Here is a 25,959-nt window from a genome sequence, read left to right as displayed (position 1 = left end):
CAGAGCGCTCGGACGCGCAGGGCGTGCGGGGCGTGCGGGGCGCGTGCGCGCTCAGGCGCCCGGGGTACCCGCTTCCGTTCCCGCCGTCCCGGCGGTCCGGGCCGCCCGGACGAGCTTCAGATACCGGTTCCAGTCCCAGTGCGGCCCGGGATCGGTGTGGTCCGCGCCCGGCACCTCCGCATGCCCGACGATGTGCTCCCGGTCGACGGGTATCCCGTACCGCTCGCAGATCGTCGCCGCCAGCCGGGCGGACGCCCCGTACATCTCGGCCGTGAAGTCCTGCGGCCGGTCCACGAACCCCTCGTGCTCGATGCCGACACTGCGTTCGTTGTACGACCGGTTCCCCGCGTGGAACGCCACGTCCAGCTCACGGATCATCTGCGTCACATGGCCGTCCCGGCGCACCACGTAGTGCGCCGCCGCGCCGTGGCCCGGGTCCTGGAAGACCTTCACCGCGCTGCGGTAGCTGCCCTGGGTGACATGGACGACGATCCGGTCGATCGCGTAGTCCGCAGGGCGGTCGGCCCGGCGCCAGTTCGCCTCGGACGCCGATATCCACTGGGCCCGCGCGTAGTCGACCTCTCCCGGTGTCCGGGGCTTGTCCACTCCGGGCAGCCGCCACCAGACCCGTTCCAACTCGTCCCGCGCCAGCACGGCCGAGCCCGCCACCGCGGCCGTGGCGGCGGCGCCGATCAGCAGCCCGCGCCTGCTGACGCCGCGCCCCGCCCCCGCCGCGGACCCTCCGGACCCCGTGGCCCTCTTCGCACCCATGTGATCCCCAACGCATATCCGTGAGCGTTCCGTTCCCGGCGCCCCGTACCCTGGTGGGGCTATGACTCAGACTTCCCAGCGTCCCCTCCGTGTGCTCGCCGCGATGTCGGGCGGTGTCGACTCGGCCGTCGCCGCCGCCCGCGCCGCCGAGGCGGGCCACGACGTGACCGGTGTTCACCTCGCGCTCTCCGCGAACCCGCAGTCCTTCCGTACCGGGGCGCGCGGCTGCTGCACGATCGAGGACTCCCGGGACGCCCGCCGCGCCGCGGACGTCATCGGCATCCCGTTCTACGTCTGGGACCTGGCGGAACGCTTCCGCGAGGACGTCGTGGACGACTTCGTCGCGGAGTACGAGGCCGGGCGCACGCCCAACCCCTGCCTGCGCTGCAACGAGAAGATCAAGTTCGCTGCGCTGCTCGACAAGGCCCTCGCGCTCGGCTTCGACGCCGTGTGCACGGGCCACTACGCCACCGTCGTCGTCCGCGAGGACGGCAGCCGCGAACTGCACCGGGCCTCCGACATGGCGAAGGACCAGTCGTACGTCCTCGGCGTCCTCGACGAGAAGCAGCTCGCCCACGCGATGTTCCCGCTCGGTGACACCCTCACCACCAAGGACGAGATCCGCGCCGAGGCCGAGCGCCGGGGCCTGGCCGTCGCGAAGAAGCCCGACAGCCACGACATCTGCTTCATCGCCGACGGCGACACCCAGGGCTTCCTGGCGAGCCGGCTCGGCACGGCCGAGGGCGACATCGTCGACGAGTCGGGCACGAAGGTCGGCACCCACGAGGGCGCGTACGGCTTCACCATCGGCCAGCGCAAGGGCCTGCGCATCGGCCACCCCGCCCCCGACGGCAAGCCGCGCTACGTCCTGGACATCTCCCCGGTGAACAACACGGTCACGGTCGGCCCTGCCGAAGCCCTCGACGTCACGGCCCTCACCGCGATCAAGCCCCGCTGGTGCGGCACCGCCCCGACCGGCCCCGGCACCTACACCGCCCAGCTCCGCGCCCATGGCGGCGAGACCGAGGTGACGGCGGAGTTCGTCGACGACACCCTGCACGTCACCTTCACCGAGCCGGTCCGCGGCGTGGCCCCGGGCCAGGCCGTCGTCCTCTACGACGGCACCCGCGTCGTCGGCTCCGCGACCATCGCGACGACGGTGCGGCGAAAGGCCGCGGCAGCGGCGGGCTGACCGCGCCGGAGCGCGCCGCGGGGCTTCGGCTGATCGAAGCATGCGCTTCGCATGCGCGGCCGTGTCCTCAGCGCCGGGGCAGCTTCGCCGCCAGGTACAGGCGTTGGGCTCCTCCGCGCGTCAGGGGCATGCCGGTACGGGCCACCAGGTCGTGTGCGGCGGCGCCGATCCGCTGCCCGTTCGTCCTCTGGCCGGTCGGGTCCGTGAACGCGGCCGGCCGCGTCGCGGATCGCAGCGCCTGCCAGACGAGGCGCGTCTGTTTGGTGAGGAGCTGGTGCGTCTCGGGGCCGACGTCGGGTTCGTTCCAGCGGACCGTCAGGCGTCCGGCTCGGAAGACCTCGCCGTCCTGGTCCGGGACGCGGCGTGAGCGCAGGAGCTGCACGATGGCCGCATGCCGCAGCTCGGGCCGGGTGGTCATCCCGCCGGTCGTGACGACGCCGGCCGGTGCCGCCGCTCCCGCCGGAAGAAGAAGGAACGCCTGCACTCCGCCACAGCTCAGCGCCTTCTCGACCGTCTGATGCTGATGCACCTCATGCAGGCCCGCGGGGCCGGGCTGACTGCACAGCCACCCGCCGTCGGGGAGAGCGCCGCGAATCCGCTGCCCCACGAGGATCTCGTCCTCCGGCAGCAGCCACATGTCCGTCGTCTTCGTGCGGGAACCAGGAAGCGCCACCCGCACAGCATCCTACCCCCGCGCCGCTTTCACCCTGCAGTGCGGGCATGCCCCGGGATTGCCTGTGGCGAAGAGGTGCCGATGGACCGTCACCTCGCCCCGAGGGATGCCGCAGAGCGTGGTGTCGTCCGCCAAAGCGTGTTCAAGATCCGGTGCGTTGATCTTCCGGCATGCGGCGAAACGCGTCGGTGCGAGGCCGAACGCGGATCTGAAGGACCGGAGGCGATGACCCTGTTGCGGCATGGACGTCAGCTTCGCACGCTGGAGACGCCGTGGGGGAGGGTGAGTCGGGGCCGGGTGACAGCACCGTCCGGTGCGCGTCGGCGCGCGGGGCTCGACCGAGGGCCCGCCCCGGCCGCGTCCTGCTCCGTACCGGTGTTCCCGCGCCTCCGGCACGGCCTCGCCCGACCCCCGTGCGGGTGCGGCCGTGCCGGAGGGCGGGGGTCAGGAGGCCCGGAGCAGGGGGAGCGTGTCCTCGGCGAAGAATTCCGTCAGCACCGGGGCCACCGCCTGCGGGGCCAGGTCGCGGGTCTGGCCCGTCAGGGTGCGGTGGCGGGCACGCGGAACGGCGGCGGCGAGGGCACGGGTCGACCGGTGGGCCCGGGCGGTGCTGGAACCGCCGCACACCACCAGCGTCCGGGCCGTCACGGAGGCGAAGCGCTCGGCCGGGATCGAGCCGTCGCCGAGCAGCACGTCGTCGTACGCCAGGGTGTGGGCCAGCGACACCAGGTCGCGCCACAGCGGTGCACGCCGCATACGTGCGACGGTGTCGGCCGGGACGCCCGTCACGGACAGGAACAGTTCCACGGCCCCGGCGCGGTCCTCGGCGGACAGCAGACGGTGCAGGCGGGCCGTACAGGAAGCCTTGAACTGCGCCCCGGCGGCGCCGGGCGTGTACGTGGGCTCGTACACCGCCAGCAGGTCGACGGGCACCCCCGCGGCGGCGGCCTCCAGGGCCAGCGCCCCGCCCGCGCCCACCCCGAACACCGAGGCCCGGCCGCCCACCGCCGTGATGAGCGCGGCCAGGTCCTCGATCTCGCGTTCCACCGCGTACGGGCCGTTGTCGCCGCTGGAGCCGCGTCCGCGCCTGTCGTACGTGACCACGCCGAAGCGCGGGGCGAGGAGGCGTGCCAGGGGCGTCTCGGTCGCCGCCGTGCCCAGTGCTCCGCCGACCAGGACCACCGGCGGTCCTTCGCCCCGGCGCCGATAGGCGATCACGGTGCCGTCGCGGGAGAGAGTCTTGTCCATGCAGGTGCAGACCACCGTCCTGCCGAAAACTCATCGCTCCGGCCCGAGATTCTTTGGGATTCCTCAAGTCCGCAGGCCGGGGCGGTGGTTGAGCGGGTCGAACCCGGCGGTCGCGGTCGCGCGGCGGTCAGCGGCGGACGTTCATCCGGCGACGGTCCCGGTCTCGTAGAAGCAGAAGTGGTCCTTGATCGGGGCGACTTCGGGTTTCGGGTCGGGATAGGCCCAGACGAGATCGGCCGCGTCCGGAAGCGACCAGTAGGAGGCATCACCCTTGAACGGGCAGTGCGTCCGCGTGTCCGAGGCCGTCAGGAGGTCGGTGCGGACGTCCTCGGGCGGCAGGTAGTAGCGGACCGGGCAGCCCGTCTCGCGCAGGACGATCGGGCGGCGGCTCTCGGCGAGCACCTGCCCGTCGTGGACCACCCGTACGTGCTCGGTGCCGGGCTCGACGGTGATGCGGTGTCCCGCGTGTCCCGCGTGTTCCGGGTGCCCCTGGTGTCCCTGTGTGGAGGTCATGCCTTGTTCAGCCGAGTCGCGGGCCGTTTTCTTCCCTTGCCGGCCACGCCCTTCGGGCCTTTCCCCGGCCTTCCCGCCCTCCTGGCATGGTCGCAAGCGGGCCCGGTGGCGTGGCCCGTCGGTGGCGACCTCTACGGTGTCCGCCATGAACATCTGCGTCTTCCTCTCCGCCGCCGACCTCGCCGACCGCTACACCCGCCCCGCCCGTGAATTCGCCGAGCTGATCGGCAAGGGCGGGCACACCCTCGTCTGGGGCGGGTCGGAGAGCGGGCTGATGAAGGTCGTCGCCGATGGCGTGCAGGAGGCGGGCGGACGGCTGGTCGGCGTGTCGGTCGACTTCCTCGCCGACAAGGCGCGTACCAACGCCGACGAGATGGTGATCGCCCGCGATCTCGCCGAGCGCAAGGCGCTGCTCCTGGAGAAGGCCGACGCCGTCGTGATCATGGTGGGCGGTACCGGGACGCTCGACGAGGCGACCGAGATCCTGGAGCTGAAGAAGCACGGCAAGCACGACAAGCCGATCGTCCTGCTGAACACGGCGGGCTTCTACGACGGGCTGCACCAGCAGTTCCAGCGGATGGAGGACGAGGGCTTCCTCCCCATCCCGCTCACCGACCTGGTGTTCTTCGCCAAGGACGGCGCGAGCGCCCTGGCCCACCTGGAGAAGGCGGCCGAGCAGCGGTGACGCGGTCACGCGCCGACAGGCGTGTGCGGCGGCGCGGTGCGCGATGACGCGACACGACCGGCGGCCCGGCGGCGTGATGGGATCATGGACGTCATGCCCACACATGTCATCACCGGCGCCGGGTCCGGCATCGGCGCAGCCGTCACCCGCCGTCTTCTGGAGCGCGGTGACGAGGCCGTGTTGGTGGCCCGCGACGCGGGCCGCGCCAAGGAGCTCGCCGAGCTGCACCCCGGCGCCCGTACGCTCGTCGGCGACCTCGCCAACCCGGACCGGCTGTCCTGGGCGTTCGCCCACCAGACGATGCCGGAGCGGGTCGACTCGCTGCTGCACGTCGCGGGCGTCGTGGAGCTCGGCGCGGTCGGCGATCTCACGCCCAAGGCGTGGCACTTCCAGCTCAACGCCAACCTGGTCGCGCCCGCCGAGCTGACCCGGCTCCTCCTGCCGCAGCTGCGGGTCGCCCAGGGGCATGTGCTCTTCGTGAACTCCGGCGCCGGGCTGGCGGCGTCCGCGGAGTGGGGTGCGTACGCCGCAAGCAAGCACGGTCTGAAGGCGCTCGCCGACTCGCTGCGCCAGGAGGAGCACGCGAACGGGGTCCGGGTCACCTCCGTCTACCCGGGGCGCACCGCCAGCCCCATGCAGGCCAAGGTCCACCAGCAGGAGGGAAAGGAGTACGACCCCTCCCGCTGGATCGACCCGGAGTCGGTGGCCACCACGATCGTGACGGCCCTCGACCTGCCGCGCGACGCCGAGGTCACCGACCTCAGGGTGCGCCCCGGCCGCTGACCCTCACGCGCCCCGGCCGCCCGGACCGGACCAGGCCGGGCCGTCCGCGCGGATCGGGCGGTCGTCCGGCGCGGTGACGGTCCGGCGGCGGTCCCGCAACACGTGCCGTGGACGGCCTTTACGACCTGGGGAGCAACAGGGAGCCCGCTCCCCGTTGCTCCCCAGGTCGTTAGGCTTCCCACGTGAGCGAGACGAACAAGTTCGAGGGTTGCCGGGCCACCGGAATCGGATCCATGCCCGGAGGAGACGCGCGGGAGGCGGCGAAGACCGTCACCGGGTCCTTCGGGGACGGCGAGGGGCTGCCGCATCTGGCGGAGCTCCCGGCCCGTGGGCCCGGTGCGGACATGATCGGGCGGACCATCGGGCTGCTCGTGGACCTGTACGCGCACGTCGAGCCCAGCGGCTGGCGGGTCGGCGACCGGCCCGGCCGGGACACCCGGCGGGCCAGGTCCTGGCTGGGCGAGGACCTCGACGCCCTGGAGGAGTTCACCCAGGGGTACGAGGGGCCGCTCAAGGTCCAGGCCGTCGGCCCGTGGACGCTGGCCGCCGCACTGGAACGGCGGGGCGGCGAGGCCGCGCTCGGCGACCCGGGGGCCTGCCGTGACCTGACGGCCTCCCTGGCGGAGGGGCTGCGCGCCCATCTCGCGGAGGTGCGGCGCCGGGTGCCCGGCGCCGACGTGGTGCTCCAGCTCGACGAACCGTCGCTGACCGGCGTCCTGCGCGGGGGGATCAGGACGGCCAGCGGCTACCGCACCTACCGGGCCGTGGACCGGCAGATCGTGGAGGGCGCCCTGCGCGACGTCCTGGCGGCGGCCGGGGACGGGGCGACGGTCGTCCACAGCTGCGCCCCCGACGTACCGTTCGCGCTGCTGCGCAGGGCCGGGACCGACGGCATCTCGTTCGACTTCGGGCTGCTCACCGAGCGTGAGGAGGACGCGATCGGGGAGGCGGTCGAGGGCGGCACCCAGATCTTCCTCGGAGTGGTGCCCGGCACCGACCCGGCCTCGGGCGGATTGCCCGACCCGGGCGGTAGCGTCATGGAGGTCAGGACGCTGTGGCGCAGGCTGGGGCTGAATCCGGGGACGCTGACGCGGTCCGTGGTGATCACCCCGGCGTGCGGACTGGCGGGCGCCTCGCCCGCGTACGCGCGCGCCGCGCTCGCCCACTGCGCCCGGGCCGCGAGATCGCTCGCAGACAACCCTGAGTAACGGGGTCACGGGTAACGGGAGGACGGAACGATGGCCGGCGAACAGCAGACGGCGGTGCCCGCACAGGCCCGGGAGCGGCACGCGCTCCTCGCCGAACAGATCGAGGAGCACCGCTTCCGCTACTACGTGAACGACCAGCCGGTCGTGAGCGACGCCGAGTTCGACCGGCTGATGCGCGAACTGGAGGGCCTGGAGGAGGAGTACCCGCAGCTGCGCACGCCGGATTCGCCGACGCAGAAGGTGGCGGGTCCGTACCGGACGGAATTCACGTCCGTCGAGCACCGCGAGCGGATGCTGTCGCTGGACAACGCCTTCGACGAGGAGGAGCTGACGGCCTGGGGGGAGCGGATCGCCAAGGACGTCGGCACCACCGGCCACCACTTCCTGTGCGAGCTGAAGGTCGACGGTCTCGCGGTCAACCTCACGTACGAACAGGGGCGGCTGACCCGCGCCGCGACCCGGGGCGACGGCCGCGCCGGCGAGGACATCACGCCCAACATCCGTACGATCGCCGAGATCCCGCACCGGCTGAAGGGCGACCGGATCCCGGAGCTGGTCGAGATCCGCGGCGAGGTCTTCTTCCCGATGCACGCCTTCGAGGAGCTGAACGCCCGGCTGGTCGCGGCGGAGGACAAGCCGTTCGCCAACCCGCGCAACGCGGCGGCCGGTTCGCTGCGCCAGAAGGACCCGAAGGTCACCGCCACCCGCCCGCTGCACATGGTGGTGCACGGCATCGGCGCCCGTGAGGGCCTCGACATCGACCGTCTCTCGCACGCCTACGAGCTGCTGCACGAATGGGGCCTGCCCACCGCCCGGCACAACAAGGTGGTGGATTCGCTGGACGGCGTACGGGAGTTCATCGCGTACTACGGCGAGAACCGGCACTCCGTGGAGCACGAGATCGACGGTGTCGTCGTCAAGCTCGACGAGATCCCGCTCCAGGGCCGGCTGGGCTCCACCTCGCGCGCGCCGCGCTGGGCGATCGCCTGGAAGTACCCGCCGGAGGAGGTCAACACCAAGCTGGTGAACATCCGCGTCGGTGTCGGCCGCACCGGCCGCGTCACGCCGTACGCGCAGGTCGAGCCGGTCGAGGTGGCGGGCTCCGAGGTCGAGTTCGCCACCCTGCACAACCAGAACGTGGTGAAGGCGAAGGGCGTCCTCATCGGGGACACCGTCGTGCTCCGCAAAGCGGGCGACGTGATCCCGGAAATCCTCGGCCCGGTCGTCGATCTGCGCGACGGCACCGAGCGGGAGTTCGTGATGCCGACGCACTGCCCGGAGTGCGGTACGGAGCTGAAGCCCATGAAGGAGGCCGATGTCGACCTCCGGTGCCCCAACGCACGCTCGTGCCCGGCTCAGTTGCGGGAACGGGTCTACTACCTCGCGAGCCGCAAGAGCCTCGACATCGACCACTTCGGCTATGTCGCGGCGGCGGCCCTGACGCAGCCTCTGGAACCCGCCGAGCCGCCGCTGCGCGACGAGGGCGACCTCTTCGGGCTGACCGTCGAACAGCTCCTGCCGATCCGCGCCTACGTCCGTGACCCGGACAGCGGGCTGCCCAAGCGCGACCCGAAGACCGGCGAGGAGAAGACTGCCTGGGTCTTCGCCAACCAGCAGGGCGAGCCGAAGAAGAACGCGCGCGCCATGCTCGACGCCATCGCCGCGGCCAAGAACGCTCCGCTCGCCCGGGTCCTCACCGGGCTCTCCATCCGGCACGTGGGCCCGGTCGCGGCGGCCGAGCTGGCCCGTCAGTTCCGCTCCATCGAGCGGATCGACGCGGCGACCGAGCAGGAGCTGGTCGAGGCCGACGGGGTCGGCGGGATCATCGCCGCCTCGGTGAAGCAGTGGCTCGCCGAGGACTGGCACCGCGAGATCCTGCGCAAGTGGCGGGAGGCCGGGGTCCGGATGGAGGACGAGGAGGCGGGGGAGGCGGCGGGGCCGCGCCCGCTCGAAGGGCTCACCGTCGTCGTCACCGGCACGCTGTCCGGCCACACCAGGGACGGCGCGAAAGAGGCGCTGCAGAGCCGCGGGGCGAAGGTGACGGGTTCGGTGTCGAAGAAGACCTCCTTCGTGGTCGTCGGCGACAACCCCGGTTCGAAGTACGACAAGGCGGTGCAGCTGAAGGTGCCCGTGCTGGACGAGGACGGCTTCACCGTGCTGCTCGAACAGGGACCGGAGGCCGCGCGCGAGGCTGCCGCGCCCGTCGCCGGACCGGCGGAATGAGAATCGGGGCGGGGACGGGACCCCGGCCGGTCGAAGGGGTGAATCCAGGGGTACATGACGCACGCAAGGGTTGCCCCCCAGTTGGGCGGGTTCACCCGAACGGCGCATATCAGATGCTGGTGAAAGGCCGGTTCGCATTCGGGCAAGAGCGGTAGAGCGCTGCCCTTATCGGCCTGTTGCGGCCTACTGTTGGGATGTGCGTCTGTCGTGCCCGGCCGCGGATGGGAATTCCGGGTCGTGGTGGCATGGAACTGAACCATCGGGTGACATGGGCACCGCCGGCTGTGAGAGGGACGGAATGAAACCGACCGAGAGCGCCGCACCGGTGTCGCGGCTGCAAGGTTTCGCCGGCCTCACGCCCAAGGTGGGTGCCGTTGCCATCGTGTTCGCCTTCGTTCTGATCGCGACCGGTTTCTACCGGGCCCTGAGCGAGGGGCGCGCACTCTTTCCCGATGGCGAGGTCGGCTGGTCCCTCGCCGTCCTCACCGGTGTGGTCGTCGGCCATCTGGTGGCGCTCGGACGCGACCGGTGGTCGGGCGGCGCCGGTTCCGGGGCCGCCCTCACGCTCGCCGTGCTGCTGCTCCACGGCTGGGTGGCCGCCGGGCTGGTGAGCCTGGTCGTCGTCGTGCTCGTCGGAGTCGCCCGTCGGCAACGCTGGTGGCAGGGGCTGCTGCACGGAGCCGTGGACATCCTGGGCATCGGCGCGGCGGCCCTGGTCCTCGCCGCGTTCGGTGACGTCCAGACCGTCGAATCCCCCTGGCAGCCACTCGACTGGGGCATCGCCGACCTCCCCGAGATCCTGCTGGCCGCCTGCACCTATCTGCTCGTCAGCCGCCTCCTGCTCCGGTACGCGGGAGCCCCTCAGGGCGGCGGGCTGCCGACCGTCGCCCGCACCGCCCTGCTCCGGCAGGGCCTCCTCATGGCGGCGCTGATCGGCATCGCACCGCTGATCTGCGTCGTCGCGATGACCATGCCGGTGCTCCTGCCCCTGTTCGCGGTGCCGCTCATCGCCCTGGACTCCACCCTCTGGATCGCGCGGGCCCGGGCGGAGGAACAGCTGCGCGACCCGCTGACCGGGCTGCCCAACCGGCAGTGGCTGCTGGAACGCATCTGGACGGCCCTGGAGGACGCCGAGGCCGTCGGGGTCAGATCCGCTCTCGTCCTGATCGATCTCGACCGCTTCCGGGCGGTCAACGACACCCTCGGTCATCTGGCGGGGGACCGGCTGCTGCTGCAGATAGCGGAGCGGCTCCGGCTCGCGCTTCCGCGCGGGGCGGAGGCCGCGCGGCTCGGCGGCGACGAGTTCGCCGTGCTCCTGCCGACCACCGACTCCACGACGAGCGCCCAGCGGGTCGCCCGTCATCTGGCCGCGGCGCTGTCCTCCCCGCTGGACCTGGACGGTCTGACCCTGGTACTGGAGGCCAGCGCGGGGGTCGCCGTCCACCCGGACCACGCACCGGACGCGGAAGGTCTGCTCAGGCGCGCGGACGTGGCGATGTATCAGGCCAAGCGCGACCGCACGGGCGTCGAGGTGTACGAGTCGAAGCGGGACAGCAACACCCCCGACCGGCTCGGGCTCCTCGGCGACCTGCGGCGGGCGCTGGACGCCGGTGAGGTGGAGCTCCACTACCAGCCGAAGGTCCGTTTCGACGGCCAGGTGGCCGGCCTCGAAGCGCTGGTGCGCTGGGTGCATCCGGAGCGCGGGCGGGTCCCTCCGGACGAGTTCATCGCCATCGCCGAGTCGTCCGGGCTCATGCCGCACCTCACGGAGTACGTCCTGGAGACGGCGCTGGCCCAGGTCGCCCGGTGGCGGGCGCAGGGGCTGTTCGTCCCGGTCGCGGTCAACGTCTCGCCGCGCGACGTCCACACCCCCGGATTCGCGGGCAGCGTCGCGGCCCGGCTCGCCCGGCACGGCGTCCCGGCCGGGGCGCTCCAGCTGGAGATCACGGAGCATGTGCTGCTGGAGGACCCGCAGCGCGCCGCCGACACCCTGGCCGCGCTCACCGGGCACGGCGTGAAGATGTCTCTCGACGACTTCGGCACGGGGTACTCCTCGCTGGTCCATCTGCGGCGGCTGCCGGTCAGCGAGCTGAAGATCGACCGGTCGTTCGTGGCCCGGCTGGCCGTCGACAACGAGGACGCGGAGATCGTCCGCTGCACCATCGACCTGGCGCATTCGCTGGGCCTGCTGGTGGTCGCGGAGGGTGTCGAGGACGACCAGACCTGGGAGCGGCTGCGGGACCTGCGCTGCGACGCCGTGCAGGGATGGCTGGTCGCCGCGGCGATGCCGCCGCAGGAGACGACGGCCTGGTTGCGGGCGCGCGGCGAGCACGGCTGGCGCCGACCGGCCGAGCTGGCAGCTGCGGCGGCCGCGGCAGCCGCAGCCGCAGCCGCGGCGACGCCGGAGCAGCGCCCTCCGGGGCGGACGGTCGACTCGCGGCCCGCGACGACCTGACCGCCGACGTGCGTCGCACCGCCTGACACGGGTGTGCGACGGCGCGACCGTCCGGCCCGCGTCCGCGACGGCGCGGGCGGCCGGCCCCGATCGGCCGCCCGACCAGGGTGTTCACCCGGGTGGCGGGAGGGGTGGCGGCCGACACCATAGGATTGGGCCAAAACCGCACACCAACCCCTGAGGATCGCTGCATGCCTGGCATCACGCGCGAGGAGGTCGCCCACCTCGCCCGGCTGGCGCGTCTGGAGCTGAAGGGCGAAGAGCTCGATCACTTCGCCGGTCAGCTCGACGACATCATCGGCGCGGTCGCCCGCGTCTCCGAGGTCGCCGACCAAGACGTACCGCCGACCTCCCACCCGCTGCCGCTGACCAACGTCATGCGCGCGGACGAGGTCCGTCCGTCGCTCACCCCCGAGCAGGCGCTCTCCGGCGCCCCGGCCCAGGAGCAGCAGCGTTTCAAGGTGCCGCAGATCCTGGGGGAGGACTGAAACCATGACGGACAACAGCACCATCATCAAGCTCACCGCCGCCGAGATCGCCGAGAAGATCGCGTCCGGCGAGCTGACCGCTGTCGAGGTCACCGAGGCGCACCTGGCCCGGATCGACGCGGTCGACGAGAAGGTCCACGCCTTCCTGCACGTCGACCGCGAGGGCGCGCTCGCGCAGGCCCGTGCCGTCGACGCGAAGCGTGCGGCGGGCGGGAAGCTGGGCCCGCTGGCCGGTGTCCCGCTCGCGCTCAAGGACATCTTCACCACCGAGGGCATCCCGACCACCGTCGGTTCCAAGATCCTCGAGGGCTGGATCCCGCCGTACGACGCGACCCTCACCAAGAAGCTGAAGGACGCCGACGTCGTCATCCTCGGCAAGACCAACATGGACGAGTTCGCCATGGGGTCCTCCACCGAGAACAGCGCCTACGGCCCGACCGGAAACCCGTGGGACCTCACGCGGATCCCGGGCGGCTCCGGCGGCGGCTCCTCGGCCGCGCTCGCCTCGTACGAGGCCCCGCTGGCCATCGGCACGGACACCGGCGGCTCCATCCGCCAGCCCGCCGCCGTCACCGGCACCGTCGGCGTCAAGCCCACCTACGGCGGCGTCTCGCGCTACGGCATGGTGGCGTTCTCCAGCTCCCTCGACCAGGGCGGGCCCTGCGCCCGTACGGTCCTGGACGCGGCGCTGCTGCACGAGGTGATCGGCGGCCACGACCCGATGGACTCGACGTCCATCGACGCCCCGGTCCCGCCGGTCGTCGAGGCCGCCCGCAACGGCAGCGTCGAGGGCATGCGGGTCGGCGTCGTCAAGCAGTTCTCCGGCGAGGGCTACCAGGCCGGCGTCGTCCAGCGGTTCGACGAGTCGGTCGAGCTGCTGAAGTCGCTCGGCGCCACGGTCGTCGAGCTGGACTGCCCGTCCTTCGACCTCGCGCTGTCCGCGTACTACCTGATCGCGCCGTCCGAGTGCTCCTCCAACCTGGCCCGCTTCGACGCCATGCGCTACGGCCTGCGGGTCGGCGACGACGGCACGAAGTCCGCCGAGGATGTCACCGCGCTCACCCGCGAGGCCGGTTTCGGCGACGAGGTCAAGCGCCGCGTCATCCTCGGCACGTACGCGCTCAGCTCCGGCTACTACGATGCGTACTACGGCTCCGCGCAGAAGGTCCGCACCCTGATCACCCGGGACTTCGAGCGGGCCTTCGAGCAGGTCGACGTCATCGTCTCGCCGACGACGCCCACCACCGCCTTCCCGATCGGCGAGCGCGCCGACGACCCGATGGCGATGTACCTCGCGGACCTCTGCACCATCCCGACCAACCTCGCCGGCAACGCCGCCATGTCGCTGCCCTGCGGTCTGGCCCCGGAGGACGGTCTGCCGGTCGGTCTGCAGATCATCGCCCCCGCCATGAAGGACGACCGGCTGTACAAGGTCGGAGCCGCCGTCGAGGCCGCCTTCGTGGAAAAGTGGGGACACCCGCTGCTGGAGGAGGCTCCGTCACTGTGACCGCGCTGAGCAAGGCCAAGGGCTTCAAGAAGTCCAAGACCGGTACGTATCTGTCCATCGGCACCACCGCCTTCGGGGCGCTCGGCGTCATCAGGCAGGCCAAGCAGGCCCGCTCCGAGCACGACACGCTCCGGCTGGTCGACGCCGTCGTCTCCGCCGCCGCCATCGCCACCGGTATCGCCCTGCTGCTGCGTGAACTCAAGCGCATCGGCGACGACGACGTACTGCTGGGCTGAGAGGGAAAGTTTCACCGTGACTGTCACCGACCTGGTGTCGTACGAGGACGCCCTCGCGTCCTACGACCCCGTCATGGGCCTGGAGGTCCATGTCGAGCTCGGCACCAAGACCAAGATGTTCTGCGGCTGCTCGACCGAGCTGAAGCAGGACGCCAACTCCCAGACCTGCCCGGTCTGCCTCGGACTGCCCGGCGCGCTGCCGGTCGTCAACGAGATCGGCGTCGAGTCCGCCATCAAGATCGGCCTCGCGCTGAACTGCGAGATCGCCGAGTGGTGCCGCTTCGCCCGGAAGAACTACTTCTATCCGGACATGCCGAAGAACTTCCAGACCTCCCAGTACGACGAGCCGATCGCCTTCAACGGCTATCTGGACGTCCAGCTGGAGGACGGCGAGGTCTTCCGCGTGCACGTCGAGCGCGCCCACATGGAGGAGGACACCGGCAAGTCGACCCACGTCGGCGGTGCCACCGGCCGTATCCAGGGCGCGTCCCACTCCCTGCTGGACTACAACCGCGCCGGCATCCCGCTCATCGAGATCGTCACCAAGCCGATCGAGGGCGCGGGCGCCCGCGCGCCCGAGGTCGCCAAGGCGTACGTCGCCGAGCTCCGCGAGCTCATCAAGGCGCTCGGCGTCTCGGAGGCCCGGATGGAGATGGGCCAGATGCGCTGCGACGTCAACCTGTCGCTGCGCCCGCAGGGCACCGAGACGTTCGGTACGCGCTCCGAGACGAAGAACGTGAACTCGCTGCGTTCCGTCGAGCGCGCCGTCCGCTTCGAGATCCAGCGCCACGCCGCGGTGCTGGGCTCCGGCGGCACGGTCGTGCAGGAGACCCGTCACTTCCACGAGGAGGACGGCTCCACCACGTCCGGCCGTATCAAGGACAACGCCGAGGACTACCGCTACTTCCCCGAGCCCGACCTGGTGCCGGTCGCCCCGGCCCGCGAGTGGGTCGAGGAACTGCGCAAGGGCCTCCCCGAGCTGCCGCGGGTGCGCCGCAACCGGCTCAAGGAGGAGTGGGGCGTCTCCGAGCACGACATGCAGTCCATCCTCAACGCGGGCGCGGTCGACCTGATCGTCGCCACGACCGAGGCGGGCGCCCCCTCGGACCAGGCCCGCAAGTGGTGGATGGGCGAGCTGGCACGTAACGCCAACGAGACCGGCCGCGGCCTCGACGAGCTGCCGATCACCCCGGCGCAGGTCGCCCGGGTGGCCGAGCTCGTCGCCTCGGGCGACCTCAACGACAAGCTGGCCCGCCAGGTCATCGAGGGCGTCCTCGCGGGCGAGGGCGACCCGGACACCGTCGTCGAGAAGCGCGGCCTGAAGGTCGTCTCGGACGAGGGCGCGCTGGGCGCGGCCGTGGACGAGGCCATCGCGGCCAACGGCGCCATCGCGGACAAGATCCGCGGCGGCAAGGTCGCGGCGGCGGGCGCGCTCGTCGGCGCGGTCATGAAGGCCACCCGCGGCCAGGCGGACGCGGCCCGGGTGCGCGAGCTGATCCTGGAGAAGCTCGGCGTCGAGGGCTGATCCGGCCGCCGCACGGGCGGTTCCCGTGTACGCCTCGAAGGGGCGGTGCACCCGTGATCCGGGTGCGCCGCCCCTTCAGCCGTTTCGCCCGCTCACGCCTCCGGCCCGGGGCACTCGCTCGGCCCGCGTGTGCCGGCGTCCACGTCGTCCGGCCACCGTCCACGTCACCCCTCCGGGGAGTCCGCGGTCCTTGAACACCGTCACCGTCGGGCAGGCGGTGTCTGCCCGACGGTGAACCCGGCCCGATGGGGTGCGATGCGACGTGCTGGACGTTCACCACCGAGCCGTACGGGGTCCTTCCCGAGGCCACCTGGCGTGATTTCGTTCCCGGCCATGCGACAGGACTCGGGAGGCTCACGTGACCACGGACATCTCACGGCGACGGATCTTCGGCGTCCCGGTCGAGCGGGCGGGGCGCCACTCCAAAGGCGCCACGCACAGAGGCGCCACGCACGAGGCGCCGGTCGAGGGTGGGCCTTGTGAGTAATGCCACGAATGGGGCAAAGGATCACCATTGGCTGCGACAGTGGACATACCCACGTCATGCGTTCTTCGCGGGTGCTCCATGTCTCGTTCCGCCGTGCGTCACCCGCCCGGGGTGGCACGAGCCCGACGAGCCGCGAGCCGGAAGAACCGCGAACCGTCCGCGAACCGTCAGGGAGCACGTCAGGTGGCCGCCCTTGCCCGTTGGTGTATCAGGCACCGCCTCGTCACTGTTCTTGTCTGGCTTCTCGCTCTCGGCGGCACCGCCACCGCGGCGGGCCTCGCCGGTTCCGCGTACTCCAACCAGTACGACGTGCCCGGCACGGAGGCCGGCCGGGCCGCCGATCTCCTGAAGGACGGCTTCACGGGCCTCGGCGGGGACACGGACACCATCGTCTGGCACACCGCCGACTCCACCGTGCGGGCCGCCGACGTGCGGCAGACCATGACCCGCACCCTGCACGCGGTCGAGGGGCTGCCCGGCGTCGGCGCCGTCTCCGGGCCGTACGGGGCGTCCGGCACCGGACAGATCAGCCCGGACGGACGCACCGCCTACGCCACGGTCACCTTCGACCGGCCGGCCGACGAGATCCCCGTGCACCAGGCGCAGGCCCTCGTGGACACGGCGAAAGCGGCCGAGGCCGACCACCTCCGGGTGGAACTGGGCGGACCGGTCGTCGCCCGCACCGAAGCGCCCGCCATCCACTTCAGCGAGGCCATCGGGGTCGTCGTCGCGGCCGGCGTCCTGTTCCTCGCCTTCGGTTCCCTCGCCGCCAGCATGCTGCCCATCGCCACCGCCCTCGTCTCCGTCGGCACGGCGTACGCGGGCATCATGCTGCTGGGCCATGTGATGACCGTCGCGGACTTCGCCCCGATGCTGGGCATGCTGATCGGGCTCGGCGTCGGCATCGACTACGCGCTGTTCATCGTCACCCGGCACCGCGCCGGTCTGCGCCAGGGCATGCAGGTCGCCGAGGCCGCGCGCAGCGCCGTCGCCACGACCGGCCGGGCCGTCGTCTTCGCCGGGGCCACCGTCTGCGTGGCGCTGCTCGGCATGCTCGTCCTGCAACTCGAATTCCTCAACGGCGTGGCGATCGCGGCCTCCCTCACCGTTCTCCTGACCGTGGCCGCGTCCGTGACCCTGCTGCCCGCCCTGCTGTCGTTCATCGGGATGCGGGCGCTGAGCCGCCGCGAACGGGCCCGGCTGGCCGAGGAGGGGCCGCGGCCCGACGTGCCCACCGGGTTCGCCGCCCGCTGGTCCGGGTTCGTCGAACGCCACCCCAAACTGCTCGGCTCGCTCGCCGCCGCCGTAATGCTGGTGCTGGCGCTGCCCATGTTCTCCCTGCAACCGGGTACCTCCGACCAGGGCAACAACCCGGCCTCGTCGACCACCCGGCAGGCGTACGACCTGCTGTCCGACGGATTCGGGCCCGGCGTCAACGGCCCACTGACGATCGTGGCGCAGCTCGACGGCGCCGGGGACCGGCTCGCGATGGACGGCCTGCCCGCCACGCTGCGCGCCACCGAGGGAGTGGCCTCGGTCGGCCCGGTCACGTACAACAGCGGCGGCGACACCGCCTTCGTCACCGTCGTACCGACCTCGTCACCGCAGTCGCGGGACACCAGCGACCTCGTCGACCGGCTGCGCTCGGACGTCATTCCGAAGGCCGAGGCGAACACCTCGCTCCAGGCCCATGTGGGCGGGGTGACGGCCGGGTACGACGACTTCGCCCGGATCATCATGGACAAGCTGCCGCTCTTCGTCGGTGTGGTCATCGGCCTCGGCTGCCTGCTCCTGCTGCTGGCCTTCCGGTCGATCGCCATCCCCCTGAAGGCCGCCGTGATGAACGTCGCCGCCGTCGCCTCCTCGATCGGGGTCGTCGTGGCGATCTTCCAGTGGGGGTGGGGGAGCGAACTTCTGGGCCTGGGCAGCTCCGGTCCCATCGAGCCGTTCCTGCCGGTGATCATGGTGTCCGTCCTCTTCGGGCTCTCCATGGACTACCAGGTGTTCCTGGTGGGGCGCATGTACGAGGAGTGGCTGGAGACCCGTGACAACCGGAGAGCGGTACGGGTCGGCCTCGCCGAGACCGGCCGGGTGATCAACTCCGCTGCGGTGATCATGATTTCGGTCTTCCTCGCGTTCGTCCTCAGCGGCAACCGGGTCATCGCCATGTTCGGGATCGCGCTGGCCGCCGCCGTGGCCCTCGACGCCTTCGTCCTGCGTACGCTGCTCGTCCCCGCGCTGATGCATCTGCTCGGGGGCGCGAACTGGTGGCTGCCGCGCCGACTGGACCGCCTGCTGCCGCGGATCAGCATCGAGGCCCCGGAGCGCGGTACGGCGCATGCGAGGATCGCGAGAGAGGCGCGCGCGGTGCCACCGGCGGAACAGGCCGGGGCCGCGCGGGCGACGAAGACGGTTCGAGACGGAGCATGATGTTCGCGATATCCCTCGGCAACGACGCAGACGACGCAAACGGCAGAGGCAGCGGGGAGCACGGGGACGGCAGCGGCCACGCGGGTCGGGGAGACCACGGGGGCCGCGGAGGCGACGGAGCGGAACTGCGCCCGCTGGAGGTGTGGCACGCCGAGGAGTTCCTCGCCCACATGGACCGGGCCCGCGCCCTCGTCGACCCCTGGATCCCCTTCGCCTCCTTCGCCACCGACACGGACTCGGCGCGCGCCCTGCTCCTGCGGTACGCGGAGAAGCAGGCGAACGACACCGGACGGCTCTACGGCATCTGGCTGGACGGCACGCTCGTCGGCGGTGTCCTGTTCCGGATCTTCGAGGCGGACTCGGGCAACTGCGAGATCGGCTGCTGGCTGGAACCCGCGGGGGAGGGGCGCGGCCTGGTCACCCGAGCGGTCCGGAAACTGATCGACTGGGCGGTCCACGAGCGCGGCATGCACCGCGTGGAGTGGCACGCGGCCAGCACGAACACCCGCAGCATCGCCGTGGCCCGGCGGCTCGGCATGCGGCGCGACGGAGTGCTGCGCCAGAGCTACCTCTACCGCGGGGAGCGGCACGACTCGGAGGTCTGGTCCGTGCTGGCCCCGGAATGGCGCGCCCGGAACGCCTGACGCCGCGGCGGGAGCGCGTACCGGCGCGCTCCCGGTCACTTCCGGCCGGTGAATCCGGCCGGGGCGTACCGGGCCTGCTGTTCGCCAATTCGACGGCGGCGTCGGCGAGCGCACCTCGAACGTCCACCGGAGACATGGCGCGGGCCGCCGGAACGGAATGCGGTACGGGCGGGGCGCCGGGCGAATCGGCTGTGCCGGACCCCGAAAGGCGCACTCCCGTGGCCGAGTCCGATGAGGCGGCGGTGATCGACTCACCTGATGTCGCGGCCTGCTCGGGAATGCCGAGGGCCGGTCCGGGCGTGCTGGACATCGGTTCGGGAACGCCTGCGGCCGATTCGGTCGCGGGGGAGGCGGATTCGTCCGACGCGTGACCGGGCGCGGCCGGTTCAGGACCGGGCACGACCGCTCGGAGCTTCGCGAGCAGGGCCGCGATCTGCCGCCGGTCGTCGGGCCCGACCTCGAGGGCGTCCGCCAACAGGTTCAGCGTCCCCAGCCGGTGATCTCCCGACCGCCCCGTCTCCAGTCTGCGGATGGTGCTGACGCTCACCCCGGACCGTTCGCCCAACTGCTCCTGGGTCAGCCGCGATCGGGTCCGCAGCCGACGCAACAGCGTGCCGAGCTGATCGGTCACTTCGACACCCTTCCACCACCGAGCGCGGTCGCCGATGAGCCTACTGTGACGACCGGTCATATATGACCGGTGCCATGACCTGTCCCCCGAGCAGCGCGAACGCCAGGCTCATGGATGTCCGGCCGGCGCGGCGAGCGGATCCGCGGTGAGCGGAGCCGTTCGGACGCCGGATCCGGCCGGCACCCATGGAAATGCCTCCCGCCACCACATAGGAGGAGTCGGCATGGCATATCGCTTCTGGTGCGGTGAATGCGGTTTCAAGACGCCGTGGCTCAGTGAATCCGAGGGCGCACGGCGTCAGATGGACCATTACACCAAGCAGCATCCCGGGATTCCTCCCGGTGGCCATGTCGAGGCCAACCGGAAGAACCCGGAGAGCGGCAACGGGTGTCTTCAACTGGTGGGAGTCGTCCTGCTGTTGCTGATGATCGCGGCCGCGTGCAGTCGATAGGCCCGTGAGGCACCTGAGTCGACCTGTGCGGGATTCGTGCGCGGTCGATACGTGCGCGACCCGTGCGTGGTCGACGGGCGTGAACGCCGCTGTTCCCGCCGCCGCGTCATCCCGCTATTCTGCACGACCACGATTTCGTCATTCCGGCATTCCAGCGCGATTCGTCATTCCGGTCGAGAAGGAGAGAAACGCATGAGCGTGAGCATGTTCGCCGGTCCCGTGGCCCGTACGCCGACGGACGCCGGTCGTTCCGGCGCCGAGGGAACGGCCCGCCGGCCGTCGTCGCGGCGCCGGGGCCGACTGCTGACGGCGCGGTGCTCGGCTGCTTCAGCGAGTGGCTCACCAGTGAGGACGGCTCCGAGCAGGCGCTGCACGCGAACAACGAGTACCACATGCTCGCCGGGACGAAGGGGCAGACCGATACGGGTAAGGGCATGACGGACGCGTTCTGCGCGCTCTGACCCCTCCGAGGCCCTGAAGGGCGCCCGCTCCTCCGGAAACCATTTGAGACGACAGGCCCTGGGAAAGGACCACCGATGAGATCAGCACTGAACGCCTGGAGACTGCACGCGAGAACGGCCGCCGTCGCCGCCGCGATGACCGTGACGGCGACGCTCGCGACACCGGCCGCGCACGCCGAGGGCTCCGATCCACCCGTCTTGTCCGACGGGTTCGGGCTGACCCAGGTCCCGGGCGGCACCGAGGTGCACTCCGCGAACGACTTCACCATCACCGTGACCACACCGCAGGTGTCGGGCCCGCACAAGATCCGCGTCTTCCTGCCCAGTGGCTATCGCTCCGACCCCGACCGGCGGTGGCCGGTGGCGTACTTCCTGCACGGCGGGGGCGGGAACGTGAACGACGCGGCGGCCGCCCCCGCGCTGCGCTCGGACTCGATGATCACCGTGGTCCCGGACGGCGGCCTCAAGGGCTGGTACGCCGACTGGGTCATGCAGAACACCGTCGTCGGGGCGGCGAACTGGGAGACGTTCCACCTCGATCAGGTCGTCCCCTTCATCGACGCGAACCTGCGGACCGTCGCTGACCGGGCCCACCGGGCCGTCGTCGGTCTCTCGATGGGCGGTTCCGGCGCCCTGCACTACGCCGAGGCCCGTCCCGATCTCTTCGGCCACGCCGCCTCGCTGTCCGGGGGCATCGACTTCGACATGGCGGAGATCCGGGGAGCGGTCCTGGCCACGGAGCTCAACCTGACGGGCGCGTGGTGCGCCGTGAGCACCTCCACGCCCTCCGGCACCGGCAAGTGCACCGGATACGGGCCCACCGTGGACAGCGACGCGATCTACGGTTCCCCCTACCCGGTGTTCGACGCGGATCGCGTCTGGAAGGCGGTCAACCCGGCCTCCCCGGCCAACCTGTCCGCGCTCGCCGGGACCGAGACCACGCTCTACACCGGTGACCAGGGGCTCATCGACCACTTCACCGCGATCGCCGCAGAGCGTGTGAAGGCCCGCTCGGACCAGCTCGGGCTGCGCACCCGTCTCGTCGACTACGGCGACGGGTCGTCACTGGCCCCCACCTGCGACGGCGGACACAACTACGGGTGCTGGGCCCCCGCGCTCGCCGACTACATGGCGCGGCTGCGGACCTCGTTCGCCGCCGCGGACTGAGCCCTCCACGGCGGTACGGCGAGAGGTGGTGCGGCGGGCGGCGTACGGGGGCGTCGTCCGCCGCACCACTGACGAGCCCGACGAGCCCGACGAGCCCGACGGTGCGTGCTACGGCCGCGCCCCGGGCCCGCCCTCCGAGGCGCCGCCGTCGCGCGGCCCCGTGTCCGGGCCCGCGTCCGGTGTACGAGGAGACGCGGCCCCCGGTATGCGGCGGGACACGGCCTCCGGCGTCGGACCCCGGCCCGCCGACGGGGCGCACCCGTCGCCGTCCGGCCGGCCGCCACCGGGCGTCCTGCCGCTCCCGGGCGCGCGGACGACGACCTTCCCGGAGGCCAGATCTATCGGACCGCGCCCCGGGTCGCCGACGCCGAGATCGACACGGGACAGTGCCAGCCGCTTGCGTTCCTCGGCGGCGTGCCTGCGACCCGGTGCGAAGATTTCCTCGAAGAAGTTGAACACTGGCCGCACACCCTTCCACCGCTGTAGTCGCTACCGCACCTCCAGCACCAGGATCCTGTCGTCTCCCGGCTTCGGGGTGCCGCGCGTGTCCGTATTGTTCGTCACGAGCCAGAGCTGGTCGCCGCCCGCGGCGAGCACGGTGCGCAGACGGCCGTACTTTCCCTGCAGGAACGACTGCGGGGCCGCCAGGGGTTCCCCGTCCTCCTTGCCGGACAACGGGATCCGCCACAGCCGCTCACCGCGCAGGGCCGCCATCCAGATCGAGCCCTCGGCGAAGGCGATCCCGCTCGGGGACGCCTCGGACGTCTTCCACTGCGCCACGGGATCGATGAATCCCTTCTTCCCGGACTTCCCCTCGGCCTGTGGCCAGCCGTAGTTGCCGCCCGGCACGATCCGGTTCAGCTCGTCCCAGGTGTCCTGCCCGAACTCGGACGCCCACAGCTGCTTGTGCTGGTCCCAGGCCAGCCCCTGCACATTGCGGTGTCCGTACGAATACACCACGGAATCGGCTTCCGGGTTGCCGTGCAGCGGCCTGCCGTCAGGGGTCATCCGCAGGATCTTCCCGCCCAGCGACTTCCTGTCCTGCGCGAGCCGGTCGTCGCCCGTGTCCCCGGTGCCCGCGTACAGCATGCGGTCCGGGCCGAAGGCGATCCGCCCGCCGTTGTGGACCGAGCCCTTCGGGATGCCCCGCAGGATCGTGTCCGGCGCGCCCAGCAGGCGGCCCGGCGTCGTGCCGTTCTCGTCGTACTGCATGCGCGCGATCCGGTTGTCGGACGCGGTCGTGAAGTAGGCGTACACCAGACGGTCCGAACTGTAGTCGGGGGACACGGCGATGCCGAGCAGCCCGCCCTCGCCACCGGGTGCGACCCCCGGCACGGCGCCGAGCAGGGTCTTCTTCCCGCTCTTCCCGTCGATCAGGGTGATCGTGCCTTTGTTGCGCGAGGACACCAGCAGATCGCCGTCGGGCAGCTCCGCCAGTCCCCACGGCGAGTCGAGCCCCCCGGTGAGCGTGGAGACCACCCGCACCGAGCCCTTCGCGGGCGGCGGGGCGACCGTCGCGGACGGTGCGGCCGCCGGGCCGGTGGCGGAGGGGGCGGCGGCCCGGGGTGGAGTCACGCCGCCGACCTGCCCGCCGACGGCGCCGACGTCCGAGGAACACCCCGAGGCCAGCAGGAGCGCACCCGCGGCCAGCGAGGCCGCGGCCACACCCCGGGCAGCCCGTCGGGGCCGTCCTCCACCGCCCGCGGAGCCTCGGCCCCGTACCGTTCCGAACAGAACACCGCGCACAGCACCGGTCCCTTCAACGCCTTCGACGACCCGGATACCGTTCTTACACCGAGGCCACGCCCCGGGACGCCCGTCCCGGCCGATCTCCTCGGCCGATCGGCGCCGCGAGCACGACGCCGGAACGGACTCCGGTCCCCGCGGCCCCGCCCGATCGGCCCGGGCCGTCCCGCCGCCACCGCTCCCCGCGCGCCCGGCCCCATGGCCGATCCCGGTCCCGTGCTCAGTCCCAGGACCCCCGTGCCGGGGGCAGCCGGGCGATCTCCACGAGGTCCCGCTCGGTCAGCCGCAGCTCGGCGGCCCCCGCGTTCTCCACCGCCCAGTGCTCCCGCTTCGTCCCGGGGATCGGCACCACGTGCGGCCCCTGCCGCAGCACCCAGGCCAGTGCCACTTGCGCCACGGTCGCCCCGTGCCGTTCGGCGATCCGGCGCAGCCCGGCCACCACCGGCTGGTTCGCGGCCATCATCTCGGCGGTGAACCGGGGGTGCCGCGCCCGCAGGTCGTCCGGTTCGAACCCCTGCCCCGGAGTCAGGGTGCCCGTCAGGAAACCGTTCCCCAGCGGCATCGCCGCCAAGAGCCCCACGCCCCGTGCCGCACACCACGGAAGCAGCGACACCAGGGCCTCCCGCGACCAGACCGAGAGCTCGGCCTCGACCGCGCTCACCGGGAAGACCTGCTGCACCCGATCCAGCTGACGGATCGTTTCGTCGTACATACCGGCCCCGAGCCGCCGGGAAGCCCGAGCCCCGACCGCGCACAGCCCGAGCGCACGCACCTTCCCGGCAGTCACCAGCTCCGCCATCGCGCCCCAGGTCTCCTCGACCGGCACCTCGGGGTCGGCCCGGTGGAGCTGGTACAGGTCGATCACATCGGTCTGCAGCCGTCGCAACGAGGCGTCGCAGGCACGCCGCACGTATCCGGGCCGGCCGTTCGCGACGATGTGCTGATCACCCACCAGCAGGCCGCACTTGGTGGAGACGAAGGCATCGGATCTGCGGCCCTTCAGTGCCCGGCCGACCAGCAGTTCGTTGGTGAAGGGGCCGTACATGTCGGCGGTGTCGAGCAACTGGACCCCCGCGTCGAGCGCGGCGTGCACCGCACGCAACGCTCGGTCACCGCGCCGCTGCGACGCGCTGTACGCCCAGCTCATCGGCATACAGCCAAGTCCGACCGCACCCACGGCGAGCGCCGCCGCACCGAGACTCCTGCGCTCCAACTCCCCGAACCCTCCCTCGGCCCCGCCGTCACGGGACCACAACGCACCCCAAACTAACCTCTGCCGGCCGTCGCGCCTCGCGCAGCCTCCCGCCGACGGCCTTTCCCCGTACGGCTCCTGACGGCCCGGGCCCTCCCCGCGCGGCTGCCGGGACGCGGCCCGGTGCCGGGACCGGCAATAGCCTTCTGACCATGACTCCGACGAATTCGACGACTACGACGGCCACGACCACTCCGGCGACCCGGGCCACCGCGACGAATCCGGCCGCTTCGACGCGGCCCCACGACGTATGGCTGCCGTATCCCGCCGAAGAGATCGAGGGACTTCCGGACGGCCTGGTCTACCGCTTCTGGGACGGCACGGGGGACTTCCCGGCGGACCCGGCCGACTGCGCCTTCTACGTCGTGCCGTACATGTCGGACGCCGGGACCGCGACCCGTCCGTTCGCGGCCATGACACGGGTCCGGGCGGTGCAGACGCTCACCGCGGGCATCGACCACGTGGAACCGAGCCTCGGGGCGCTGCCCCTGGGAGTGCGGCTGTGCAACGCCAAGGGGGTTCACGAGACGTCGACCGCGGAGCTCGCCCTCACCCTGATCCTCGCCTCCCTGCGCGGCATCCCCGGATTCGTCCGCGGTCAGGACCGGGAGGAGTGGCGGGCCGGCTTCCATCCCGCGCTCGCCGACAAGTCCGTGCTGATCGTGGGGTACGGGGCGATCGGCGCGGCCATCGAGGACCGGCTCGCGCCCTTCGAGTGCGCACGCGTCGCACGCGTCGCACGATCCGCGCGAACGACGGAGCGCGGCCCCGTGCACCCGCTCGACGACCTGCCCGCGCTCCTGCCCGAGTCGGACGTCGTCGTGCTGGCCACTCCGTTGACCCCGTCCACACAGGGGCTGGTGGACGCGGAGTTCCTCGCCGCGATGCCGGACGGCGCGCTGCTCGTGAACGTGGCGCGGGGCGGTGTCGTCGACACCGGAGCACTGCTGGCCGAACTGGAGTCCGGCCGGTTGCGCGCGGCCCTCGACGTCACCGACCCGGAACCCCTGCCTGCCGGACACCCCCTCTGGCACGCTCCCCACGTCCTCGTCTCCCCGCACGTGGGCGGCACCAGCTCCGCTTTCCTGCCGCGCGCCAAGCGCCTGTTGACCGCTCAACTGAGCCGCTTCGCCGCGGGGGAGCCGTTGCGGAACGTCGTGCACACCACCGGTTGATCATGTTG

Annotated in this window: 24 protein-coding genes and 1 pseudogene; 17 read left to right on the top strand and 8 right to left on the bottom strand. The window is 71.9% G+C overall.

The features are described 5' to 3' along the window. Window positions 1-51: 51 nt before the first annotated feature. The gene (locus tag ACFYXM_RS10170; RefSeq protein WP_389288513.1) at window positions 52-771 is read right to left on the bottom strand and encodes an N-acetylmuramoyl-L-alanine amidase; all 720 of its coding nucleotides are present in this window, start codon (window positions 769-771) and stop codon (window positions 52-54) included. A gap of 61 nt (window positions 772-832) precedes the next feature. On the opposite strand from ACFYXM_RS10170, the gene mnmA reads away from it, so the two are divergent. Beyond that, a complete protein-coding gene (gene mnmA, locus ACFYXM_RS10165; protein WP_389288512.1) occupies window positions 833-1,963 on the top strand; it encodes a tRNA 2-thiouridine(34) synthase MnmA in 1,131 nt (376 codons plus the stop codon). Between the two features lie 67 nt (window positions 1,964-2,030). On the opposite strand, the gene ACFYXM_RS10160 is transcribed toward mnmA, so the two are convergent. The 3 genes from ACFYXM_RS10160 to ACFYXM_RS10150 form a co-directional block, all read right to left on the bottom strand. Further along, on the bottom strand, window positions 2,031-2,636 hold the full coding sequence (locus ACFYXM_RS10160) for a hypothetical protein (protein WP_389288511.1): 606 nt from the start codon (window positions 2,634-2,636) through the stop codon (window positions 2,031-2,033). Window positions 2,637-3,080: 444 nt separating this feature from the next. Further along, the gene (locus ACFYXM_RS10155) at window positions 3,081-3,884 is read right to left on the bottom strand and encodes an alpha/beta fold hydrolase (protein WP_389288510.1); all 804 of its coding nucleotides are present in this window, start codon (window positions 3,882-3,884) and stop codon (window positions 3,081-3,083) included. A 141-nt stretch (window positions 3,885-4,025) separates the two neighbouring features. Beyond that, complete coding sequence (locus ACFYXM_RS10150; protein ID WP_389288509.1) at window positions 4,026-4,397, bottom strand: DUF427 domain-containing protein; 372 nt, start codon at window positions 4,395-4,397, stop codon at window positions 4,026-4,028. A gap of 145 nt (window positions 4,398-4,542) precedes the next feature. Between ACFYXM_RS10150 and ACFYXM_RS10145 the strand changes: the two genes are divergently transcribed. The 12 genes from ACFYXM_RS10145 (at window position 4,543) to ACFYXM_RS10090 (ending at window position 19,439) form a co-directional block, all read left to right on the top strand. Beyond that, window positions 4,543-5,082 (top strand): TIGR00730 family Rossman fold protein, encoded by a 540-nt coding sequence (locus tag ACFYXM_RS10145; protein WP_389288508.1) that lies wholly within the window; start codon window positions 4,543-4,545, stop codon window positions 5,080-5,082. A gap of 93 nt (window positions 5,083-5,175) precedes the next feature. Further along, window positions 5,176-5,865: an SDR family oxidoreductase gene (locus ACFYXM_RS10140; RefSeq protein WP_389288507.1), complete on the top strand. Its 690-nt coding sequence runs from the start codon at window positions 5,176-5,178 to the stop codon at window positions 5,863-5,865. A gap of 182 nt (window positions 5,866-6,047) precedes the next feature. Beyond that, a complete protein-coding gene (locus ACFYXM_RS10135; RefSeq protein WP_389288506.1) occupies window positions 6,048-7,073 on the top strand; it encodes a methionine synthase in 1,026 nt (341 codons plus the stop codon). Between the two features lie 30 nt (window positions 7,074-7,103). Continuing rightward, window positions 7,104-9,296, top strand: coding sequence for an NAD-dependent DNA ligase LigA (gene ligA, locus ACFYXM_RS10130; protein ID WP_389288505.1), 2,193 nt, complete (start codon window positions 7,104-7,106; stop codon window positions 9,294-9,296). Between the two features lie 298 nt (window positions 9,297-9,594). Then, window positions 9,595-11,751, top strand: a complete 2,157-nt coding sequence (locus ACFYXM_RS10125) for a putative bifunctional diguanylate cyclase/phosphodiesterase (protein WP_389288504.1) — start codon at window positions 9,595-9,597, stop codon at window positions 11,749-11,751. A 191-nt stretch (window positions 11,752-11,942) separates the two neighbouring features. Beyond that, a complete protein-coding gene (gene gatC, locus ACFYXM_RS10120) occupies window positions 11,943-12,239 on the top strand; it encodes an Asp-tRNA(Asn)/Glu-tRNA(Gln) amidotransferase subunit GatC (protein WP_015036350.1) in 297 nt (98 codons plus the stop codon). Window positions 12,240-12,243: 4 nt separating this feature from the next. Then, window positions 12,244-13,746: an Asp-tRNA(Asn)/Glu-tRNA(Gln) amidotransferase subunit GatA gene (gatA, locus tag ACFYXM_RS10115; protein WP_389288503.1), complete on the top strand. Its 1,503-nt coding sequence runs from the start codon at window positions 12,244-12,246 to the stop codon at window positions 13,744-13,746. Next, window positions 13,743-13,982, top strand: a complete 240-nt coding sequence (locus tag ACFYXM_RS10110) for a hypothetical protein (RefSeq protein ID WP_389288502.1) — start codon at window positions 13,743-13,745, stop codon at window positions 13,980-13,982. The genes gatA and ACFYXM_RS10110 overlap by 4 nt, the downstream gene beginning before the upstream one ends. 16 nt (window positions 13,983-13,998) lie before the next feature. Next, entirely contained in the window at window positions 13,999-15,507 is a 1,509-nt protein-coding gene (gene gatB, locus ACFYXM_RS10105; protein WP_389288501.1) for an Asp-tRNA(Asn)/Glu-tRNA(Gln) amidotransferase subunit GatB, read from the top strand. A 670-nt stretch (window positions 15,508-16,177) separates the two neighbouring features. Next, a complete protein-coding gene (locus ACFYXM_RS10100) occupies window positions 16,178-18,424 on the top strand; it encodes an MMPL family transporter (RefSeq protein ID WP_389288500.1) in 2,247 nt (748 codons plus the stop codon). Beyond that, window positions 18,421-19,068, top strand: a complete 648-nt coding sequence (locus ACFYXM_RS10095; protein ID WP_389288499.1) for a GNAT family N-acetyltransferase — start codon at window positions 18,421-18,423, stop codon at window positions 19,066-19,068. The genes ACFYXM_RS10100 and ACFYXM_RS10095 overlap by 4 nt, the downstream gene beginning before the upstream one ends. A 218-nt stretch (window positions 19,069-19,286) precedes the next feature. Then, the gene (locus tag ACFYXM_RS10090) at window positions 19,287-19,439 is read left to right on the top strand and encodes a hypothetical protein (RefSeq protein ID WP_389288563.1); all 153 of its coding nucleotides are present in this window, start codon (window positions 19,287-19,289) and stop codon (window positions 19,437-19,439) included. A gap of 125 nt (window positions 19,440-19,564) precedes the next feature. Here the strand turns inward: ACFYXM_RS10090 and ACFYXM_RS10085 are convergent. Then, window positions 19,565-19,759, bottom strand: a pseudogene (locus ACFYXM_RS10085) (helix-turn-helix domain-containing protein); the annotation flags it as partial. Between the two features lie 163 nt (window positions 19,760-19,922). Here ACFYXM_RS10085 and ACFYXM_RS10080 point away from each other — a divergent pair. From ACFYXM_RS10080 to ACFYXM_RS10070, 3 genes are all read left to right on the top strand, one after another. Further along, on the top strand, window positions 19,923-20,150 hold the full coding sequence (locus ACFYXM_RS10080) for a hypothetical protein (RefSeq protein ID WP_389288498.1): 228 nt from the start codon (window positions 19,923-19,925) through the stop codon (window positions 20,148-20,150). A 314-nt stretch (window positions 20,151-20,464) separates the two neighbouring features. Next, window positions 20,465-20,611 (top strand): hypothetical protein, encoded by a 147-nt coding sequence (locus ACFYXM_RS10075; protein ID WP_389288497.1) that lies wholly within the window; start codon window positions 20,465-20,467, stop codon window positions 20,609-20,611. 75 nt (window positions 20,612-20,686) lie between these two features. Further along, complete coding sequence (locus tag ACFYXM_RS10070) at window positions 20,687-21,778, top strand: alpha/beta hydrolase (protein ID WP_389288496.1); 1,092 nt, start codon at window positions 20,687-20,689, stop codon at window positions 21,776-21,778. Between the two features lie 108 nt (window positions 21,779-21,886). On the opposite strand, the gene ACFYXM_RS10065 is transcribed toward ACFYXM_RS10070, so the two are convergent. The 3 genes from ACFYXM_RS10065 to ACFYXM_RS10055 all read right to left on the bottom strand — a co-directional run bounded on the left by ACFYXM_RS10065 (window position 21,887) and on the right by ACFYXM_RS10055 (window position 24,701). Beyond that, window positions 21,887-22,237, bottom strand: coding sequence for a DUF6191 domain-containing protein (locus ACFYXM_RS10065; RefSeq protein WP_389288495.1), 351 nt, complete (start codon window positions 22,235-22,237; stop codon window positions 21,887-21,889). Window positions 22,238-22,267: 30 nt separating this feature from the next. Next, window positions 22,268-23,524, bottom strand: coding sequence for a PQQ-dependent sugar dehydrogenase (locus tag ACFYXM_RS10060; RefSeq protein WP_389288494.1), 1,257 nt, complete (start codon window positions 23,522-23,524; stop codon window positions 22,268-22,270). Between the two features lie 220 nt (window positions 23,525-23,744). After that, entirely contained in the window at window positions 23,745-24,701 is a 957-nt protein-coding gene (locus tag ACFYXM_RS10055; protein WP_389288558.1) for an aldo/keto reductase, read from the bottom strand. A gap of 227 nt (window positions 24,702-24,928) precedes the next feature. Here ACFYXM_RS10055 and ACFYXM_RS10050 point away from each other — a divergent pair, with 227 nt between their 5' ends. Then, the gene (locus ACFYXM_RS10050; protein WP_389288493.1) at window positions 24,929-25,951 is read left to right on the top strand and encodes a 2-hydroxyacid dehydrogenase; all 1,023 of its coding nucleotides are present in this window, start codon (window positions 24,929-24,931) and stop codon (window positions 25,949-25,951) included. The last annotated feature ends 8 nt before the right edge of the window (window positions 25,952-25,959 follow it).

The sequence above is a fragment of the Streptomyces sp. NPDC002476 genome (assembly GCF_042889785.1).
GTDB lineage: Bacteria > Actinomycetota > Actinomycetes > Streptomycetales > Streptomycetaceae > Streptomyces.
This window is presented reverse-complemented; position numbering and strand designations above follow the sequence as displayed.